Source organism: Paenibacillus typhae (assembly GCF_900099765.1).
Classification (GTDB): domain Bacteria; phylum Bacillota; class Bacilli; order Paenibacillales; family Paenibacillaceae; genus Paenibacillus_AQ; species Paenibacillus_AQ typhae.
This window is the reverse complement of the sequence record NZ_FNDX01000032.1, coordinates 44,651-62,689: the sequence shown is the minus strand read 5'-3', so window position 1 is coordinate 62,689 and position 18,039 is coordinate 44,651. Positions and strand designations below refer to the sequence as shown.

At 50.1% G+C, this 18,039-nt stretch carries 20 protein-coding genes, 2 rRNA genes and 1 riboswitch; of the genes, 20 read left to right on the top strand and 2 right to left on the bottom strand.

The window, feature by feature from the left end; genetic code table 11:
- The 3 genes from BLR64_RS21350 to BLR64_RS21340 all read left to right on the top strand — a co-directional run.
- Positions 1-85 (top strand): 23S ribosomal RNA (locus tag BLR64_RS21350); the annotation flags it as partial.
- Positions 86-212: 127 nt separating this feature from the next.
- Positions 213-329: ribosomal RNA gene (gene rrf / locus BLR64_RS21345) — 5S ribosomal RNA — on the top strand.
- 262 nt (positions 330-591) lie between these two features.
- Complete coding sequence (locus BLR64_RS21340; RefSeq protein WP_090717234.1) at positions 592-1,008, top strand: hypothetical protein; 417 nt, start codon at positions 592-594, stop codon at positions 1,006-1,008.
- A gap of 101 nt (positions 1,009-1,109) precedes the next feature.
- On the opposite strand, the gene BLR64_RS21335 is transcribed toward BLR64_RS21340, so the two are convergent.
- The gene (locus tag BLR64_RS21335) at positions 1,110-1,634 is read right to left on the bottom strand and encodes a hypothetical protein (protein ID WP_090717231.1); all 525 of its coding nucleotides are present in this window, start codon (positions 1,632-1,634) and stop codon (positions 1,110-1,112) included.
- A gap of 209 nt (positions 1,635-1,843) precedes the next feature.
- On the opposite strand from BLR64_RS21335, the gene BLR64_RS21330 reads away from it, so the two are divergent.
- From BLR64_RS21330 to rsmI, 10 genes are all read left to right on the top strand, one after another.
- Positions 1,844-2,029 carry a sigma factor G inhibitor Gin gene (locus BLR64_RS21330; protein ID WP_068728868.1) on the top strand — a complete coding sequence of 62 codons (186 nt, stop codon included), beginning with the start codon at positions 1,844-1,846 and terminating at the stop codon, positions 2,027-2,029.
- Between the two features lie 217 nt (positions 2,030-2,246).
- Entirely contained in the window at positions 2,247-3,926 is a 1,680-nt protein-coding gene (locus BLR64_RS21325) for an aminotransferase class I/II-fold pyridoxal phosphate-dependent enzyme (RefSeq protein ID WP_090717228.1), read from the top strand.
- The gene (gene tmk / locus BLR64_RS21320; protein WP_090717226.1) at positions 3,927-4,568 is read left to right on the top strand and encodes a dTMP kinase; all 642 of its coding nucleotides are present in this window, start codon (positions 3,927-3,929) and stop codon (positions 4,566-4,568) included.
- A gap of 78 nt (positions 4,569-4,646) precedes the next feature.
- Complete coding sequence (locus BLR64_RS21315; protein WP_090717221.1) at positions 4,647-4,976, top strand: cyclic-di-AMP receptor; 330 nt, start codon at positions 4,647-4,649, stop codon at positions 4,974-4,976.
- A 24-nt stretch (positions 4,977-5,000) separates the two neighbouring features.
- Positions 5,001-5,444 carry a YaaR family protein gene (locus BLR64_RS21310; protein WP_090717219.1) on the top strand — a complete coding sequence of 148 codons (444 nt, stop codon included), beginning with the start codon at positions 5,001-5,003 and terminating at the stop codon, positions 5,442-5,444.
- Between the two features lie 18 nt (positions 5,445-5,462).
- A complete protein-coding gene (gene holB / locus BLR64_RS21305; protein WP_090717216.1) occupies positions 5,463-6,437 on the top strand; it encodes a DNA polymerase III subunit delta' in 975 nt (324 codons plus the stop codon).
- Positions 6,438-6,577: 140 nt separating this feature from the next.
- Positions 6,578-7,378 carry a PSP1 domain-containing protein gene (locus BLR64_RS21300; RefSeq protein ID WP_068728881.1) on the top strand — a complete coding sequence of 267 codons (801 nt, stop codon included), beginning with the start codon at positions 6,578-6,580 and terminating at the stop codon, positions 7,376-7,378.
- Positions 7,379-7,408: 30 nt separating this feature from the next.
- Positions 7,409-7,774, top strand: a complete 366-nt coding sequence (locus tag BLR64_RS21295) for an initiation-control protein YabA (RefSeq protein ID WP_068728883.1) — start codon at positions 7,409-7,411, stop codon at positions 7,772-7,774.
- A gap of 67 nt (positions 7,775-7,841) precedes the next feature.
- Positions 7,842-8,618 carry a tRNA1(Val) (adenine(37)-N6)-methyltransferase gene (locus BLR64_RS21290; protein ID WP_090717213.1) on the top strand — a complete coding sequence of 259 codons (777 nt, stop codon included), beginning with the start codon at positions 7,842-7,844 and terminating at the stop codon, positions 8,616-8,618.
- Positions 8,615-9,526: a 16S rRNA (cytidine(1402)-2'-O)-methyltransferase gene (gene rsmI / locus BLR64_RS21285; protein WP_090717211.1), complete on the top strand. Its 912-nt coding sequence runs from the start codon at positions 8,615-8,617 to the stop codon at positions 9,524-9,526. The genes BLR64_RS21290 and rsmI overlap by 4 nt, the downstream gene beginning before the upstream one ends.
- Positions 9,527-10,340: 814 nt before the next feature.
- On the opposite strand, the gene BLR64_RS21280 is transcribed toward rsmI, so the two are convergent.
- On the bottom strand, positions 10,341-10,595 hold the full coding sequence (locus BLR64_RS21280; RefSeq protein ID WP_019914502.1) for an AbrB/MazE/SpoVT family DNA-binding domain-containing protein: 255 nt from the start codon (positions 10,593-10,595) through the stop codon (positions 10,341-10,343).
- Positions 10,596-10,901: 306 nt separating this feature from the next.
- On the opposite strand from BLR64_RS21280, the gene BLR64_RS21275 reads away from it, so the two are divergent.
- The 7 genes from BLR64_RS21275 (at position 10,902) to veg (ending at position 18,016) form a co-directional block, all read left to right on the top strand.
- Positions 10,902-12,185: an HD domain-containing protein gene (locus BLR64_RS21275; RefSeq protein ID WP_090717208.1), complete on the top strand. Its 1,284-nt coding sequence runs from the start codon at positions 10,902-10,904 to the stop codon at positions 12,183-12,185.
- A 54-nt stretch (positions 12,186-12,239) separates the two neighbouring features.
- A complete protein-coding gene (locus BLR64_RS21270; RefSeq protein ID WP_090717206.1) occupies positions 12,240-13,010 on the top strand; it encodes a TatD family hydrolase in 771 nt (256 codons plus the stop codon).
- 198 nt (positions 13,011-13,208) lie between these two features.
- A riboswitch (cyclic di-AMP (ydaO/yuaA leader) is annotated at positions 13,209-13,438 on the top strand.
- A 291-nt stretch (positions 13,439-13,729) separates the two neighbouring features.
- Positions 13,730-14,890: a 3D domain-containing protein gene (locus BLR64_RS21265; RefSeq protein ID WP_090717204.1), complete on the top strand. Its 1,161-nt coding sequence runs from the start codon at positions 13,730-13,732 to the stop codon at positions 14,888-14,890.
- Between the two features lie 150 nt (positions 14,891-15,040).
- Positions 15,041-15,592, top strand: a complete 552-nt coding sequence (gene rnmV / locus BLR64_RS21260) for a ribonuclease M5 (protein WP_090717201.1) — start codon at positions 15,041-15,043, stop codon at positions 15,590-15,592.
- Positions 15,589-16,473, top strand: coding sequence for a 16S rRNA (adenine(1518)-N(6)/adenine(1519)-N(6))-dimethyltransferase RsmA (rsmA, locus tag BLR64_RS21255; protein ID WP_090717199.1), 885 nt, complete (start codon positions 15,589-15,591; stop codon positions 16,471-16,473). Before rnmV ends, rsmA begins: the two co-directional genes overlap by 4 nt.
- Positions 16,474-16,567: 94 nt before the next feature.
- On the top strand, positions 16,568-17,467 hold the full coding sequence (yabG, locus tag BLR64_RS21250; RefSeq protein ID WP_090717196.1) for a sporulation peptidase YabG: 900 nt from the start codon (positions 16,568-16,570) through the stop codon (positions 17,465-17,467).
- Between the two features lie 273 nt (positions 17,468-17,740).
- Positions 17,741-18,016, top strand: coding sequence for a biofilm formation stimulator Veg (veg, locus tag BLR64_RS21245; RefSeq protein WP_068728903.1), 276 nt, complete (start codon positions 17,741-17,743; stop codon positions 18,014-18,016).
- Positions 18,017-18,039 lie beyond the last annotated feature (23 nt).

The window sequence follows — 18,039 nt, the reverse complement described above, 5'->3', positions numbered from 1 at the left end:
GAAGACGACGAGGTAGATAGGTTGGAGGTGGAAGTGCAGCAATGCATGGAGCTGACCAATACTAATCGGTCGAGGGCTTATCCAATATTAATTCGCAGATTCGTTTCGGATTCAGTTTTCAGGAATCAAGTTCCTGAAAAACCTTGAATGTTTTTGAAGGTTGGTTATTTTCCTGAAGGATTTCAGGGAGTGACACGACCGGAAAAAACCTGTTTGGTGGCGATAGCGGAAGGGTTCCACGCGTACCCATCCCGAACACGACCGTTAAGCCTTCCAGCGCCGATGGTACTTGGACCGAAGGGTCCCGGGAGAGTAGGACGCCGCCAAGCACACGAAGCCATTGTTGAGTAATCGACAATGGCTTTTTTGTTGTTTTGACAGGTTAAAAAAGGTGTACAGTAAAGAATATTTTGTAATAAAACGCTTTCAATTGAGTGACATTTTTGTTACCGACGATATGGTTTATCCAAGTATAATAGAAATGTGCAAATATTAAGCATTGCCCTTAATACGAATGAACTACTGATAAATTCTAACCTTGAATTTTCTTGTGTCTTTTGATGCATGGTGGTTGTAAGGAGGTTTAAAGGTATGAAGCGGAACCGGCCCATGTGTATATTACTACTTGTTTGTATATTGAGTGTTATGCTGATCGGCTGTGGCGCTAAGGAGCCTAGCTGGGATGGCTTTGAAGGAGCTCTAAATGAAAAGAGCTTTCCTGTTCCCAAGGAGGCAAGCTCTCCTGATCGAACAACGACAAATGCTGCTATGGATTATGTGCGCTATTCCTTATCCGGTCTTAGGGAGAAGGAAGGGCTGCCTGATCCTTATCTGGAGGCTATCGAAGCCTGGGGCTGGAAGGAACAAAAAGGGGATGAGGATGCGGGGAATTCCCGGGTCTTTCAAAAGGATGGAGTAATCGTTCATCTAACTGTGCACGATGGCTATTTTATAGTCATGATCCCCAAAGAAAAGAAGGTAGCCATTAAAGGGCTTAAGAGTAAATAGATAATCGCCGTCCAGATGGACGGCGATTATTGTTTTCTAAAGAAGTCGTGACCTTTAGGCATGCTCTAACTCTGCGGTGATGTATGTATGGGCATGAGGAATCACTGTGCATAGTATGAGGCGTCTGCAGGACTGAATTTGAGCATCCCGCTTTTTTCATTGTCCCGCAGCATGAACAGTACGTATAAGCGGGGCAGAAGCAGCCAGAGGTGGCAGACGGCCAGAGAAGCCGTGAAAGCAGCAGGTACCCACACTATAAAGAGTGCGGCAACACAAAGGCCAATCCAGAAATTATGCAGCTGTACTTTTCGGAAAATGCTGTAGCTGATATATTGTTCCGGCATATATCCTAACCAGGGCAGACGCAAGGAGATTTTCCAGCGTTTGGCGATAGGATGTCCGGTAATAAGCAGCACCGAGCGTGAAATGACATACTGGATCCACAAGATAACAGGGGCAGCAATCAGCATGTACAGGAAGCTCCACCAGGATATGAATATGCTCTCCAGCACCAGGATTACCAGAGGAAGCAGATAATATATGCGCAGCTTGGTGTTGGTCAAATTTATTTTTTTGATAAGCTTGTATTGGTAGAATGTTGCTGCGCTTTTGGTGTTGGATTCCATAGCGAAATTTCAGACCTCCTCGTGAGTACTCATGTTAATAATATCGGAAGATTCAGGTGTTTTGTTAAACTCATGCCTAACAGTCACTGTTAGGCGTATTGCAGAATATATATATTTCGGGCAGTGCAGGATAGGAAAAGACTATGAAAAGGTTTAAAATAATAGAAGGTGTAACATACTGTTCTTAAAAGAGTCAAGGTGGGATGGTTATGGAACAGCAAACCGAGCAGTCCTGCATTATCTGCGGGCAGCTGAAGCAGGAAGGGATTGTGATTGTCTCGCATTTTATTTGTGAGGATTGCGAGAGTGAAATGGTGCGTACCGATGCTGAGGATATCAAGTACCGCTTTTTCATTGGCCGGATGAAGAAAATCGGACTGCAAAAGAACGCCTGAACCGGACAGAGTAAATTACAATAACGGCGTAAAGAGAGCGGGCGGTGAAGTAGTGTCGCAATGGCAGCATATCAGGCAATTTGTATAACGGCTTCCCCGTTCTGTATGGGTGCGGAGGAGCCGTTTTGCTGTGCAGCTGAAGCTTTTGCAGGGTATTATAGGCGTTTGGCCGTATTTGCGTTAAAATAGAAGTAACCCCCCGGGAAGGATATTGAACATGGACAAACTAGAGCCTGGCAGGGCACCTATATATGAAATGCTGGAACACTATAGACTTAAGGGTAATATATCTTATCATGTGCCCGGCCACAAGGACGGACATGCTTATAGCACCGGCGGAGGGGCAGGATATCTGGATGAGGTTATGAAGTACGATGTCACCGAGATTACTGGCACCGATGATCTTCATCATCCTGAGGGTGTTATTCAGGAAGCACAGGAGCTGGCGGCGGACTGCTTTGGGGCGGAGGAGAGCTTTTTGCTGGTTGGCGGCAGTACTGCCGGCAATCTTGCGCTTATTTTAACGGTATGTCCTGAACCGGGGATGACGCTGATTCTTCAGCGGAATGTCCATAAATCCGTGATACACGGGCTGATGCTGGCCGGGGTGAACGCTGTTTTTCTGGAGCCGCAGCTGGATACGGACAGCGGCCTGGCGGTCGCCCCGGCGGCTGAAGCGGTACAGGCTGCCCTTGCAGCCTACCCGGAAGCCGCCGCCGTGCTGGTGACCATGCCGAATTACTACGGCATGGGAACGGACCTTGCGCCCCTCGCGCGCATCTGCCATGACCACAGCGTTCCGCTGCTGGTCGATGAGGCGCACGGGGCGCATTACGGGCAGCACCCGGCGCTGCCGGCCGGGGCGCTTGCCTGTGGCGCAGACGGCGTGGTGCAGTCTACGCACAAGATGCTACCGGCGCTGACGATGGGCGCCATGCTGCATGTACAGGGGCCGCGCCTTGACCGCACGCTGCTGCGGCAGCGGCTGGCCATAGTCCAGAGCTCCAGCCCATCGTATCCGCTGATGGCTTCGCTCGATCTGGCCCGGCGGCTGGTGCACACCGGACGCGCCGGTGCCTTCACGGCGGGGCTGGCCGCCGTGGACGTTCTGAAGCGCGGCCTGGCAGAGCTGCCGCGCTTTGGGCTGCTGCAGCCTCCGGTGCAGCAGCAGCCCCCCGGCGGAGCTGACGCAGCCGCCGCCGGGACACACGCGCCGCCAGCCGGCACGGCGGCGTACACCGCCCAGGACCCCTTCAAGGCGGTCATCTATGACGCCGCCGGGGTCCTGGGGGGGTTCGAGCTGCAGCGCAGGCTCGAAGAGAAGGGCATCGTGCCGGAGATGAGCGACGACCGGCACGTAGTACTGGCCTTCAGCCTCGGCTCGAAGGCTGAAGAATCCGCCGCGCTGCTGGGCGCGCTGCGGCAGATAGCTGCCGAAACGCCATCGCCATCTGGACCTGACCGGGCTGAATCCGGGACAGCCTCATCGGATCTTATTCAGCCTGAAGCTACGGCAGCACCTTCTAGCCCCAACCAGGCTGAAGCCCCATCAGGCTCACAGCCGATTGCCGCATTACCCCAGCCAGGTAATATTTCCACGTGGAACATTTTTAATCGTCAACATTTTTCACAGCCGGTGAGCTTCTCCCTGAAGCCGGTATCAGCAGCAGAAACCGAAAGTGTACCTCTCGAATACAGTATAGGGAGGACAGCAGCGGAGATGGTGATTCCTTATCCGCCGGGGATACCGCTTTTATATCCGGGTGAAGTCATAAATGAAACAGTATACGATAGGCTGATTGCACTCAGGCAAGGCGGTGCCAAGTTTCAGGCCTGTGCCGATCATGCATTGCAGTATATTTTAGTTTACAACAATAAGAAGGGCGGAGAAGTATAAGTGGGACGCGAAGGCTTTTTCATTACTCTGGAGGGAGGCGATGGAGCAGGAAAAACAACGGTGCTGGGCAGGGTAGCAGCTTATCTGCAGAATCATTCCATGCCTTATATCATTACGCGGGAACCGGGGGGCATTGAAATAGCCGAAAAGATCCGTTCCATCATCCTTGACCCTGCCCATACGGCGATGGATTCGCGGACGGAAGCGCTGCTGTATGCAGCTGCAAGAAGCCAGCATCTGGCGGAGGTAGTTGAGCCAGCATTACAGCAGGGCCTTACTGTACTTTGTGACCGCTTTGTCGACAGCAGCCTCGTCTATCAGGGGCATGCAAGAGGACTGGGAATTGAGCAGGTGCGCAGCATTAATGAATTTGCCACCGGCGGCCGCAAGCCCGATCTTACCTTCTATCTTGATGTAGATCCGGAAGTCGGGCTGGCAAGAATTGCTGCAAATCAGGAGAGGGAAATTAACCGTCTTGATCTGGAGAACCTGGCTTTTCACCAGAAGGTGCGCCAAGGCTATCAGCTAGTGGTGGAATCCGATCCCGGACGTGTAGTGGTGCTTGATGCCAACCGTCCAATTCATATGGTGGAGCAGGACATCGTCCGTACCCTGAAAGAACGGATATTAAAGGATTTTTAAGACAAATGTCTAATAGTACTCTATGTACACTTCAGTAAAAGCAAGCATTTAACCCAAAACTTTTAGGAGGAATGCGAGATGAATCTAATCATTGCCATTATTCAGGATAAAGACAGCAACCGGTTGTCCAGCGAACTCGTCAAAGCCAATTTTCGCGCCACCAAGCTGGCCAGTACCGGCGGTTTTCTGCGGGCGGGAAATACGACATTCCTGATTGGTGTAGACGATTCCCAGGTAGATTCGGTACTTGGCGTAATCCGCAATAGCTGCAAGGTGCGCGAACAGCTCGTTACTCCGGTCACTCCGATGAGCGGAACCACAGATTCCTATTTGCCGCTTCCTGTTGAAGTACAGGTAGGCGGAGCTACAGTATTTGTACTTCCTGTCGATCGTTTTGAGCATTACTGAGCATAATAAGGGCGGTAGATAGCTGTGAAAATTAACCCGGGCTACAGGCCCTTAAAAAGTGAAATGCCGAATGCTGATGCAGAACGGCGGCCTGTCCAGCAGAGGACCTTTAGCGATATTTTTCAGCAGCAGGGTGAACAGAAGACACTGGATGAGCTCAACCGCCAGATCAAAGATATTCAGCAGCAGGGTGACCGGCTGGCAAAATCAATGACGGTGCGTGAGCTTGCTATATATAGAAATATGGTCAAACGTTTTTTGGAAGAGACGGCACGGCGCGGTGTAGTTCTAAAAGAAACGAAAGGCTGGGACCGCCGCGGCCGCGGCAAACGCTACAAGCTGCTCGAGGAAATTGATGCCGCCCTGTTGAATCTGGCAGATGATCTGCTGGAGAGCGAGCAGGGCAGGATCGATCTGCTTGGACGGGTCGGCGAAATCCGTGGATTGCTGATCAATTTTTCTTTTTAAAAGAAGTTGGAGGAATTTATGCCTTTTCATGATATATTAGGCCAGGAGGATGCAAAGCGCCTGCTTCAGAACGCGCTCCGCAAGGATGCCGTCAGTCATGCCTATCTGTTCACCGGATCTTCCGGCAGCGGGCAGATGAAGACAGCGCTGATGTTTGCCCAGGCCATATTCTGTACCAGGCTTAAGGATGATGCCTGCGGGGAATGTCTGGAGTGCCGCAAGGTGGAGCACGGGAACCATCCTGATCTGACGCTGCTGGCACCAGACGGGGCGAGTATTAAGATCGATCAGATCCGCGAGCTGCAGCGCATGTTCTCCTACCGGTCAGAAGGGGTTAACCCGAAGGTTTATATTATAGAAGGAGCGGACAAAATGACGGTTCAGGCCGCCAACAGTCTGCTTAAATTTCTGGAGGAGCCCCCTGCTCCGGCAGTGGGCATTCTAATCTCCGATAACAGCAGTTCCCTGCTGCCTACGATTCAGTCAAGAACCCAGCGCATCCCCTTTAGCCCGCTGCATCCGGATATAATGCTTCAGGCTTTGGCAGGGGAGGGGATCCCGGTGGCACTGGCGCGGTGCGCCGTTTCGCTCACTTCCGGACTCGATGGCTGCAGGGAACTTTTGGCACAGAATTGGTTTGCAGAAATGAGAAATCTAGTGTTACAATTAGCAAAGGAGTCTATGGGAAAGGGCAGCACTGCAGTGGCAACAGCCGGGCAGAAGCTGGCCAAGACCGGGCTCGGTGAACATTTGGATACTCTGTTCAGCATGTTCCACCTCTGGTTCAAAGATATGCTCTACTTCCTGTACCGCAGACACGAAAGCATCGTTTTCATAGATCAGTTAGACTTTATTTCCAGACATGCCCGCGAGCGGAGCACAGAACAATGGGTCGCCTACATGGAATTCGCAGCGGAGAGCAAGCGCAAGCTCCGTTCCAATGCCAATGCGGCGCTCTGTCTGGAGCAGTTTTTAATCCGTTTGGAAGGCTAAAGGTTTAGTTTAATATAATCCTCCGGATCAACGCTTCAGCCTGGAAGTAAGGGTTTCACGGATAAGGAAGGACAAGCATAGATCACCAGGGAGCGGATTTGCTTAAGGGTTCCTTTACCGGCAAACAAGGGGGTTAATTTTTGTACAGCGTAGTAGGCGTCCGCTTTAAAAAAGCGGGTAAAATATATTATTTCGATCCGCTTGATTTCCCGATTGAACGCGATCAATGCGTTATTGTGGAGACGGCACGAGGGGTTGAATACGGTAAGGTTGTCGTTGGCAAAAAAGAGGTACAGGAAGCCGATGTTGTACTGCCTCTCAAAAAAGTCATGCGGATCGCCGGTGAAACCGACGCACGTGTGGTTGAGGAGAACAAGGGTGCAGCAAAGGATGCTTTTAATACCTGTTTAAATAAAATCCGCGATCATGGCCTCAAAATGAAGCTAGTGGATGTAGAATTCACGTTTGACCGCAACAAGATTATTTTTTATTTTACTGCTGAGGGACGCGTCGATTTTCGTGAACTGGTCAAGGATCTGGCAAGTATTTTCCGGACCCGGATTGAGCTGCGGCAGATCGGTGTACGTGATGAAGCGAAGATGCTTGGCGGGCTTGGGCCGTGCGGACGGGTACTATGCTGCTCCTCCTGGCTGGGCGATTTTGAGCCGGTATCGATCAAGATGGCCAAGGATCAGAATCTTTCGCTGAATCCGACCAAGATTTCCGGCTTATGCGGAAGGCTGATGTGCTGTCTGAAGTTTGAGCATGATAATTACGAAAGCACGAAGGAAGAAATGCCGGCCGTAGGCAAGCTTGTTATAACCTCACTGGGAGAAGGCAAGGTAGTAGGCATTAACGCCGGAAGCCGTACGGTTCATGTGCAGTTGTTCGAAGTGGGCAAAGTTAAGGAACTTCCAATGGATGATGTTGTCGTCAAGTAAACCATATAAGGTTACTTTCGGGGTGGAAACTTGGAGAAGATAAATATATTTGCACACATGCAGGAGATGGAAGCGCAGATGGAAACCATGCGCGCCACGCTCGGAGACTGGAAACAGACGGTCAAGGAACTGATGGAGGCCAATCAAAGGCTCAGTCTGGAAAATGAACAGCTCCGCAAAATACTGAAAAGGGAAGCACCTTTGGATCCGGCCGTGGATACAGCTGAAGCAGAAGCACTGCTGGCTGCCGCTGAAGGAACAGAGGAGGTTGTCGGGGAAGGCTATGATAATCTGGCCCGGCTGTATCACGAAGGCTTTCACATCTGCAATGTCTATTTCGGACATTTGCGTACAGAGGGTGACTGTCTGTTCTGTCTTTCTTTTCTTAATAAATGAGGATATCCAGCCGTAGGAGATTTACGCCTACGGTTTTTTTTGAATTTATACACTTTAGGAGATTACAATGACAAATTCTTTTAACGAAGCACATGTGCCCCTGCAGCCCTCGGAGCGGATTGATGATTTGCTGACTCATGATCTGCGGATTATCCAAAGCGATGAGGTATTCAGCTTTTCAATGGATGCTGTATTACTGGCCCGGTTCGCCAGCATTCCGCCGCGGGGCCGAGTACTTGATTTATGCACCGGCAATGGCGTTATTCCCATGCTGCTGACCACACGTACCAAGGCTTCTATAGAAGGGATTGAGATTCAGCCCCGTCTGGCGGATATGGCCCGGCGCAGTGTCGCCATGAACGGCCTGGAGGAGCGGGTACAGATTCATGAGGGTGATCTACGTGAGCTGCATAACTCAGCCGGATATGGTGTTTATGATGCAATCACCGTTAATCCTCCGTACATGCCGCTTAACGGGAGCGATCTCAAGCTGAATACGCATCAGGCTATGGCCCGGCATGAGATCGGCTGTACACTGGAGGAGGTCATTCAGGCTTGTGTCCGGCTCGTCCGTACCGGAGGCAAAGTCAGCATGGTGCATAAACCCCAGCGGCTTGTAGACATCATCAGTATAATGAGACAATACAGGCTGGAGCCGAAGATTATCCGGTTTGTCCACCCGCGTGCTCATCTGGAGGCCAATATGGTATTAATTGAAGCGGCACGGGATGGAAAGCCTGAGGTGCGTTTACAACCGCCGCTCATCGTATATAATGATGACAATCAATACTGTCCGGAAATCATGGACATCTATTATGGAAACAAAGAGGATAACAAACAATGACCATACAATGCCAGAGCAGTTTTCAAAAAAATTCGGAAGCCGGTACAGGTGCTACAGGGGGAAGCGGCAGCCTGTATCTGGTCGCTACGCCGATCGGCAATCTGGAGGATATGACCTACCGGGCCGTGCGCACTTTGCAGGAATGTGACATCATTGCCGCCGAGGATACGAGACAGACCCGCAAGCTGCTAAGCCATTTCGAAATAACTCCTTCGATGCTGTTCAGTTATCATGAGCATAACAAGGGTGCCAGCGGACCGGAATTAATACGCTATATAATAGAAGGTAAAAATCTGGCCCTCGTCAGTGATGCCGGTCTTCCGGCCATTTCCGACCCCGGTGCAGACCTGGTTGCACTCGCTGTAAGCCACGGTATTCCGGTCATTCCGATCCCGGGAGCTAACGCAGCGTTGTCAGCTTTGATTGCTTCCGGACTGCCGACCGCCAGCTTTACCTTCATCGGATTCCTCCCGCGTGAACGCAAGGATATCCGTACCGTATTATCCGGCCTGCGCACGGTGCAAAGTACTCTGCTCTTCTATGAATCGCCGCACAGAGTAGCCAAAACACTGGCTCACCTGCAGGAGGCTTTAGGTAACCGCCGGGTAGTTCTGGCCCGCGAGTTGACCAAGCGCTATGAAGAATTCCTACGGGGTACCATCGAGGAGTGCATCTCCTGGTTGACCGAGCATCCGCCGCTTGGCGAATATGTCATTGTTGTTGAGGGAGAAAGCAAGGAGGAAGCCGAGCTGGCCGAGTCCTCCTGGTGGCGTGAGCTCAGCGTTGAGCATCATGTAGTACACTACGAGGCATCCGGCCTGACACGTAAGGATGCTATGAAAAAAGCAGCCTCCGACCGCGGGTTGGCTAAACGGGATATTTATAATGCCCTGCTGGAGCAGGAGTGAGAGGGAGCAGAGTGTAAGAGTCCAATTTATTGGTCTCCTATAATGAAGCTACAAAACTCCAAATAAGTAGCTGTGATCAATTTATTTACAGAAATAATTGCATTTTGTACACCTATTTGGCACAAATAGTTCCTTTTATTAGATATAGATGTATTTTATACATTTATAATTAAGGAAATTACTAAATGTTGAGGTTTTATATGGATATAAGTGTATAAACTGCATTTAAAATTATTTACCATTCAATATGGAGTAATTTAACTGCATACACTACAGCAATTGCGTCACTGTTAGCGTTTCCCCAAGGGAGAGCGGTTCCGGGCAAAATGTGGCTCATGCACAAGTTACTGGCTAGCGCCGTAGTAAGCGATTCCCGAAGGGAGAGCGCATTTCTCCTCATCCGTATCACGAGAGCGCCCTGCGCAGCCCTCATAGGAAAATTGCCTATGAGGGAGTCACTCGCATGACAAGGCCCTGAGGGCTTGCCCGAAAGTGGGCCGGTCTTCCGCCGAACCATTCTTTTGTCCGCGCTGCTGCTTAATCAGACAAGCTTCCGGGTGTCCAGAGGGCCGGGGCCCTTTGGGGCCCTCCCTGTCAGGGAGGGTTTGGGAGGGTAGAAAAGAAAATCAACTTTTTTATTCTGATCTAATCATTATAGCTTAAAGTTTTAGATGAAATAGAAATAAAAGGGGGATAACGGGGGAAGCCCCCGTCATAACCGCAAAAAAATACCTCCCGCATAAACGGGAGGCCAAGGAGATATAAAAAGGTTAGAATTAACAATTTGATTAGTTCTTATTATAACCGATTTGATTTAATTTGTCACAGGGGTAGGAATAGCAGAAATGCATTCGTGACAAACGATTTTTCCCTTGAAATAAGTAACGTTCTCGGCGTTGCCACAGAAAATGCAGGCAGGCTCGTACTTTTTCAGCATGATCCGCTCACCGTCCACGTAAATTTCGAGCGCATCTTTTTCTCCAATGCCCAGAGTACGGCGCAATTCAATCGGAATAACAACCCGTCCAAGCTCGTCTACTTTTCTTACTATTCCTGTTGATTTCATCATTGCAATCTTGCTCCTCTCAAAGTTCAAAAGCGTCATTATTCGACATTGTTCACCGTTTTATGATATTTATAATACCAACCATTCCCAAAACAGTCAACCTTTTTTGAGGCTAATTTTAAGGAATTTTTAAAAGAAAGCTTTCGAAACCCCTGCAGTTATCCGGGTTTTCCTGAAAAGTGCATGAATACGAGTTGTCGATTTGCGGATATACATAATACCATTATTCGACAAACTATGACATTATTCATTATTATAGACTTAATACCAATGAATTACTAATAAAATTATGGTGAAGGAGCTGATCCTGTGAAACAGCTGCTGTCAGAGGAAAAGGTTTTTAAGGACCCGGTCCATAATTATGTCCATGTGCAGGAAACCATTATCTGGCGTTTGATTAACACCAGAGAGTTTCAACGCCTACGGCGTATCCGCCAGCTCGGCACGTCCTACCTCACGTTCCACGGAGCAGAGCACAGCCGGTTCTCCCATTCGCTGGGGGTATATGAAATTACACGGCGGATTATTTCCCAGTTTGAACGGAGCGGTTATAAGGACTGGATGCCGGAAGAGAGCCTCTTGACCCTATGCGCAGCGCTGCTGCATGATCTGGGACACGGCCCGTTCTCCCATTCCATAGAGGAAGCCTTCGAAATGAATCATGAAGACTGGACTTGCCGGATCATTCTGGAGGACACGGAGATTACAGCCATTCTAAAGGATGTATCTGAAGATTTTCCCCAGAAAGTGGCCTCGGTTATCTCCAAAACCTATGAGCATGAAATTGTGGTCAACCTGGTATCAGGGCCGCTTGATGCCGACAGGATGGATTATCTGCTTCGCGATGCCTATTATACCGGAGTTAATTACGGAACCATTGATATTGACCGTATTCTCCGGATGCTGCGCCCTTATCATGGCAGGGTAGTCGTTAAAGAGTCAGGCATGCACGCCATAGAGGATTATCTGATGTCCCGCTACCAAATGTACTGGCAGGTGTATTTCCATCCGGTAACCCGCAGCTCGGAGATTATACTCCGCCAGATTTTCCGCAGGGCGAAGGAGCTTTTTCAGAATGGATATGCCTTCGGGTTCATGATTGAGCCTTTAAAGGACCTGTTCCGGGGCGAGGTGACGGTGGAGCAGTATCTTTTGCTGGATGAAGCCATGATTCAGACAGCGTTTATGCAATGGACACTGGAGCAGGATGAGCTTCTGAGCGACTTGTGTTGTCGTTTTATACACCGTAAACTGTATAAATATGTAGAGATAGAGAATCTCGATTCCGAGACTATTGGCGAAATCCGCCGCAGCTTTGCCGGTGCCGGACTTAATGCCGAATATGACCTGGAAATCGATTTTCCGACAGACCTCCCTTATGATGTATTCCGTCCGGGCGATGCTTTTGACAGCAAGCAGATTCTGCTGCTTGACCGCCATGACAAACTGCGGGAGATATCCGAGGTCTCAGATATTGTACGCTCAATCAGCGGGATTCACCGAGGCAGATATCATCTGTATTTTCCGCAGGACAAGCTGCATAAGGCCCTTCCGCTGCTGCCATCCTCGATCGCAGAGATTTTTGCAAAATAATACAAAAAAAGTTGGCATTCATTATAGAAATGAAGACAGAAAGGAAGCTGTACAATGCGACTATTTGACACACACACCCATCTGGATGCTCCACAATTCGACGAAGACCGCGAGGAAGTGATCTCCCGGGCAAGGGAAGCCGGAGTAACGAAGATGATTAATATCGGCTTTAACAGGGAAACCATCCCGACCACCATGAAGCTGGCCGAGACCTATGATTATATTTATGCAGCCGTCGGATGGCATCCCGTGGATGCGATTGACATGAAGGAAGGGGATCTCGAGTGGATTGCTTCGCTGTGCAGTCATCCCAAAGTGGTGGCCATCGGGGAAATCGGTCTGGATTATTACTGGGATACTTCACCGAAGGAGATACAGCATGAGGTGCTGCGCAAGCAGATCGGGCTGGCCCGTGAGCTTAACATGCCAATCTGTATTCATAACCGAGATGCCCATGAGGATGTGGTACGGATTCTGCGGGAAGAGAAGGCAAATGAGGTGGGCGGGGTCATGCACTCCTTCTCCGGCAGCTGGGAAACGGCCAAGATGTGTCTCGATCTGGGCTTCCATCTGGGCTTCGGCGGACCGGTCACCTTCAAGAATGCCAGGGTACCCAAGGAGGTGCTGGCGAAGACACCGCTGGACCGCCTGCTGATCGAAACAGACTCCCCTTACCTGACTCCGCACCCCTTCAGAGGCAAGCGGAATGAGAGCAGTTATGTAAAATTAGTTGCAGAAGCTGCGGCGGAAATAAAAGGGATTGATTTACAGGAATTAGCGGAAATTACGTATACGAACGCACTGGTACGATTTGGTATTGTCTGAAATCGGGAGTAAAAGCGGTGAAAAAAGAAGTATAACCGATATATTAAATCTTTTTAAACTCTAAATGGGCGAATATTACAATATTTTAATCATTTTTTTGCGTAAACGTGGTTGAACCGTCCTTTACAACATGCATCAAAACAGGATATCATCTTTTCAGTGCAGTGAGCTGTTGTTACTGTGACAGTCACTGATTCATGGATCGTCTCGCTGAGTCTCCGTATGGAGAACGGGGGAACCAATAATGCACTGCCGCATGGGCGTACATAGAGTACAACACATGAAATGCCGCAGACTTTATTTGATTTCTTCACGTGGTCTTTGGGGTGAATTTGAGGGCAACCGCCGTGAGCGGGTGACCTGAGATAGGGCGTCTCTCTTATGCCCGAACCCGACAGCTAACCCCGTAAGCGCAAGTAAGAGAGGAAACCTCGTGCATACACATTCCCGCGTATTCTAACACCCGGAGAAGCCACGAAAGAGTCCTCTATAAGAACTCTTTTGGGCTTTTTTTGTTATGAATAATGCGGCTGTCCCCAGCATACTGTTATATAACAGGTTCTGGGAGCATTATGCCGGGCAGGCGATCCATGAGCAGGAAACGCTTAAGATATGCGGGCGTATCCTGTTGCAATCTCAAACTTAGTTTCGTCAGATATGATTCAGTCAACTTTGATATACTATTTGGACGACGGGGCTATGTAAGGAGGATGGAGAGAATGGGCGTATTCCAACCAGAAGTATCCCATGATTCGCAATCATCCAGCAGGTCATTCGCATTACGGATCAAGCAGGTGAATCCTCGCGTACTTTCACTTGCAGGTGCAGTATCCATTGTTATCGCGCTGTTAATTCTGCTGTACGTACACGGCCAAGGCAATAAAGTAATTAACTTAGTAATAGACGGAGAAGTGCTGACGCTCGAAACGCGTGAGGCGCTGCTCAGCGACGTGCTGGCCAAAGAGCAGATTACGCTTACGCCGCATGACGTAGTATCCATAGGTCTTAGCGATGAAATACAGGATGGAGACCGGGTTACCATTACCCGTGCGCAGAAGCTTACACTTACTGCAGACGGAGCAACCAAGACGCTGTACACCACCGAGGATTCACTCGGGGATGCCATTACCAAGCTGGGCTACAGCCTGGACGGCGACGACAAGATTTTCCCTTCGCTAGACACCGCAGTTACACCTGACATGAAAGTCAAGATTGTCCGTATTACCAAGCAAACGGTACAGCAGACGGTGAGCTTGCCTTTCAAAGTCATCAAAACCGCAGATCCATCCCTGTATAAGGGAGACGTAAGAGTTGCACAGGCAGGCAAGCCGGGAGCCATCATCCAGCATTACCAGAAGATTTATCAGGATGGTGAGCTGGTCTCGAAGACCTTGATCGGCAAGGAAGTGCAGACCGTTACCAAAGACAAGATCATTGCCGTTGGTATCAAGAAGCTTCCGACCCCTGTTGTTGCTGCAGCAACCCCAACCAAAACAACAACTACCTCCAGTTCTGCTAAAAAAGTAGCCGCAACAACCAACGTCGTGCACAAGGCAGGCGTAGACTTTGAATATAAAAAAATGATCAAGAATGTGTCGATGACAGCTTATTCTTCTGAAGAGCCGGGCATCGGAACAAAGACGGCTTCCGGAACACGCGTAACTGAAGGCCGTACCATTGCTGTTGATCCGAATGTAATACCTATCGGCTGGTGGGTGTACATTGAAGGATTGGGTTTCCGCCGTGCAGAGGATACAGGCGGTGCCATTAAAGGCAACAAGATCGATGTTTACTACGATTCACTTAGCCATGCCCGTAATTTCGGACGGAAGTCACGGACGGTATACGTAATTGGACCAGTGAAGCCGGAGTTGAATTAAGGCGGCAGTTTTTGCAAATCAGCAGTATATACGATATAGTGAGGGTAGCACTTTATGAACGGGCTAGCTCATCACTTATACATTCTTTAGCCAAAAAGAAGGGGAGCGAATCCTCTTCTTTTTGTGTTGTAAGGGAAGGAGATTATCGCGATGATCAAAGAATTAATTGTAGTGGAAGGCAAAAGTGATACGGTAGCCGTCAAGCGCGCGGTGGAGGCCGATACAATAGAGACAGGCGGTTCCGCAGTTGACCGCAAGGTGATTGCCAAAATTGCACTGGCTATGGAACGCAGAGGGGTCATCATCCTAACCGATCCCGACCATGCCGGTGAGCGCATACGCAAGATTGTCTCGTCCAAGGTGCCAGGCTGCAAGCATGCCTTTATTCCTGAGAAGGATGCAACCCGCAAAGGCGATATTGGAGTGGAAAATGCCTCGCCTGAGGCGATCCGCCATGCGCTGGCCAATGTGCATACCTCCTTTGAGGGTGCACCTGCGCTGATCGGTCTGGACGAGCTTATGGCGGCAGGGATGCTGGTGCATCCCAGAGCGGCTGAGCGGAGAATGGCGCTTGGCAATACGCTTGGCATTGGATACTGTAACGGCAAGCAGCTGTATAAACGGCTTGCGATGTTTGGGATTACCCCAGAGGAGTTCCAGGCAGCACTCGCGCAAATAAATCAGGGAGGCAACACCATATGAGCGGACATGACCATATCTCGTCCCCGACACGGACGAAGGAAATTATTCAGCGGTACGGATTCTCGTTTAAAAAAAGCCTGGGCCAGAACTTTCTAATTGATCAGAACATTCTGGACAAAATTGTCGATGCAGCCGGACTCACTGCCTCCTCGGGAGCGCTGGAGATCGGGCCTGGCATCGGTGCGCTTACGGAGCGGCTTGCGCTGGAGGCGGGTTCCGTTACAGCGGTAGAGATTGACCGCAGGCTGATTCCGATCCTCCGCGACGTGCTGGCGGCTTACCCGCATGTCAAAGTACGAAATGACGATGTATTGAAGGTGAATCTGCAGGAGCTGTTTGCTGAGGATTTTGCCGCGGTAGATAAGGTAAGTGTTGTAGCCAATCTGCCTTATTATGTGACCACACCTATACTCATGAAGCTGCTGGAAGAGAAGCTGCCGCTTGATAACATTGTCGTAATGATTCAGAAGGAGGTTGCCGAACGTATGGCGGCCTCTCCGGGCGGCAAGGAATACGGCAGCCTCAGCATCGCAGTCCAATACTACAGTGAGCCTGAACTGGTCTGCATTGTGCCGCGCACGGTGTTTATTCCGCAGCCGAATGTGGAATCTGCGGTAATCCGTCTGAAGGTGCGGGAACAGCCCCCGGTTGAAGTGGAGGATGAGAAGCACTTTTTTGAGGTGGTGCAGGCTGCATTCACACAGCGGCGCAAGACGATTGCCAATAACCTGAAGGCCCGCTTCTTCCCCGGCGAAGGGCGTGAACGCCTTGAGGCGCTGCTGGCTGAAGCGGGAATTGAACCGGCGCGGCGCGGGGAAACGCTGAGCATTGCCGAGTATGCGCGGCTGAGCGCAGTACTGCTGGCAGCCGGAATTAAATAGCATCAGGGTTGGAACATCTAATTTCCGAAAATAAGCCGGTTTATGAACCAACCGGGGCCTTTGCCCATACGATGGGGGTAGAGGTGGTGTTGTAATGAATTTAGGAGATTTGGTCGTTCGTAAATCATATGGCGGAGATGTGACCTTCCGGGTAGAAAATATAATACAGAATGCAGCCGTCATCAAAGGCACGGAATTTCGCCTGCTTGCGGATTCCCCCTTGGATGACCTGATTCAGGTGCCGCCCACCCGTATCACAGAACGCGGCCAGCAGGCTCAGATCAAAGCTACCGAGTCTTTGACCAAGCTGCGCAGGGACCGCCAGGAGCAGAGCCAGCGCAGCGGGGAGAGCGCTGCTGCCGGATGGCCCCAGGCGCCCAAGGAAACGGCCTATTTCGAGGTACCTGGCAAGGTGCTGCACCTGGACGGCGATCAGCTTTATCTGCGGAAAAGTTTGAGCCTATACGAACAGCTGCGGATTCCGGCTGAAGGGCATCATGTGCATGAATCCAAAATGGCAGAGATGCTCTACCGGCTGCTGCCGCGCGTCCGTCCGGATATTGTGGTCATCACAGGCCATGACGGTGTGCTGAAGCAGCCCCATACTTATGATCTTTACAGCCTGGCCAGCTACAAGAATTCACAGAACTTTGTGGCGGCAATTCAGGCTGCGCGTGAGTATGAACGTAACTTTGACGCCCTGACAATTGTGGCCGGGGCATGCCAGTCCCACTTTGAGGCACTTCTCGGGTCAGGGGCCAACTTTGCCAGCTCCCCGGGAAGAATACTGATCCACGCTCTGGACCCTGTGTATATTGCAGCCAAGGCTGCCTTCACCTCGGTCCGTGAGACAGTGAATCTGGGGGATGTGCTGGGCCATACGATTAGCGGAAGCAAGGGGATAGGCGGCATAGAGACCAGAGGCAGCTTCCGGATCGGTATGCCGCGGCTGCAGAACCTGTCCACACTGAAGGTAACACCTTCAGCCATTTAGTACTTATCTCCATAATCGGGGAATGGCAGGGACATATGAGGGGAAGGATAGTCATTAGGCTATCCTTCTTCTTTTTTATGTGTTTGGGTGCAAAGCAATGAATGCGTATTTAAAATTAAGATTGCCGCTAACAATTGAGCTATTACAGCAATCTACTCTCTCAAAAAAATTCCGTTGACAACTATTTTAGCATCATATATAATTAATTATTTATTTTGACAAAGTTTGTGAAAAGTTGTATAATGGGACAAGGAAAGAGGTGGTCGTCAGGCAATGGCTAATAACGCGCTGTTGGAAATTAAACGCAGTCTCGAAGCTCATGTCGGTCATAAGATTACGTTGCGGGCTAATGGTGGCCGCCGTAAGACCGTTGAACGCACCGGTGTCCTGGAAGAAACGTACCCTTCTGTTTTCATTGTCAAACTGGATCAGGAGCAGCAGACCTTTAAGCGTGTCTCCTATAGCTATGCCGATATCCTCACTGAATCAGTGGAGATCACTGTTTATGAAGATGACGGGCAAATGCAGGTTGTGTATATTAAGGCTTAACGCTTTACAGAACAGTCCCTATA

What these genes read in the sequence shown, in the direction of transcription:
- rsmA (WP_090717199.1), top strand. Translation starts at nt 15,589, where the DNA reads ATGAGCGGACATGACCATATCTCGTCCCCGACACGGACGAAGGAAATT.
- BLR64_RS21280 (WP_019914502.1), bottom strand. Translation starts at nt 10,595, where the DNA reads ATGATGAAATCAACAGGAATAGTAAGAAAAGTAGACGAGCTTGGACGG.
- rsmI (WP_090717211.1), top strand. Translation starts at nt 8,615, where the DNA reads ATGACCATACAATGCCAGAGCAGTTTTCAAAAAAATTCGGAAGCCGGT.
- BLR64_RS21270 (WP_090717206.1), top strand. Translation starts at nt 12,240, where the DNA reads ATGCGACTATTTGACACACACACCCATCTGGATGCTCCACAATTCGAC.
- yabG (WP_090717196.1), top strand. Translation starts at nt 16,568, where the DNA reads ATGAATTTAGGAGATTTGGTCGTTCGTAAATCATATGGCGGAGATGTG.
- holB (WP_090717216.1), top strand. Translation starts at nt 5,463, where the DNA reads ATGCCTTTTCATGATATATTAGGCCAGGAGGATGCAAAGCGCCTGCTT.
- BLR64_RS21335 (WP_090717231.1), bottom strand. Translation starts at nt 1,634, where the DNA reads ATGGAATCCAACACCAAAAGCGCAGCAACATTCTACCAATACAAGCTT.
- BLR64_RS21315 (WP_090717221.1), top strand. Translation starts at nt 4,647, where the DNA reads ATGAATCTAATCATTGCCATTATTCAGGATAAAGACAGCAACCGGTTG.
- BLR64_RS21290 (WP_090717213.1), top strand. Translation starts at nt 7,842, where the DNA reads ATGACAAATTCTTTTAACGAAGCACATGTGCCCCTGCAGCCCTCGGAG.
- rnmV (WP_090717201.1), top strand. Translation starts at nt 15,041, where the DNA reads ATGATCAAAGAATTAATTGTAGTGGAAGGCAAAAGTGATACGGTAGCC.
- BLR64_RS21265 (WP_090717204.1), top strand. Translation starts at nt 13,730, where the DNA reads ATGGGCGTATTCCAACCAGAAGTATCCCATGATTCGCAATCATCCAGC.
- BLR64_RS21325 (WP_090717228.1), top strand. Translation starts at nt 2,247, where the DNA reads ATGGACAAACTAGAGCCTGGCAGGGCACCTATATATGAAATGCTGGAA.
- BLR64_RS21340 (WP_090717234.1), top strand. Translation starts at nt 592, where the DNA reads ATGAAGCGGAACCGGCCCATGTGTATATTACTACTTGTTTGTATATTG.
- veg (WP_068728903.1), top strand. Translation starts at nt 17,741, where the DNA reads ATGGCTAATAACGCGCTGTTGGAAATTAAACGCAGTCTCGAAGCTCAT.
- BLR64_RS21330 (WP_068728868.1), top strand. Translation starts at nt 1,844, where the DNA reads ATGGAACAGCAAACCGAGCAGTCCTGCATTATCTGCGGGCAGCTGAAG.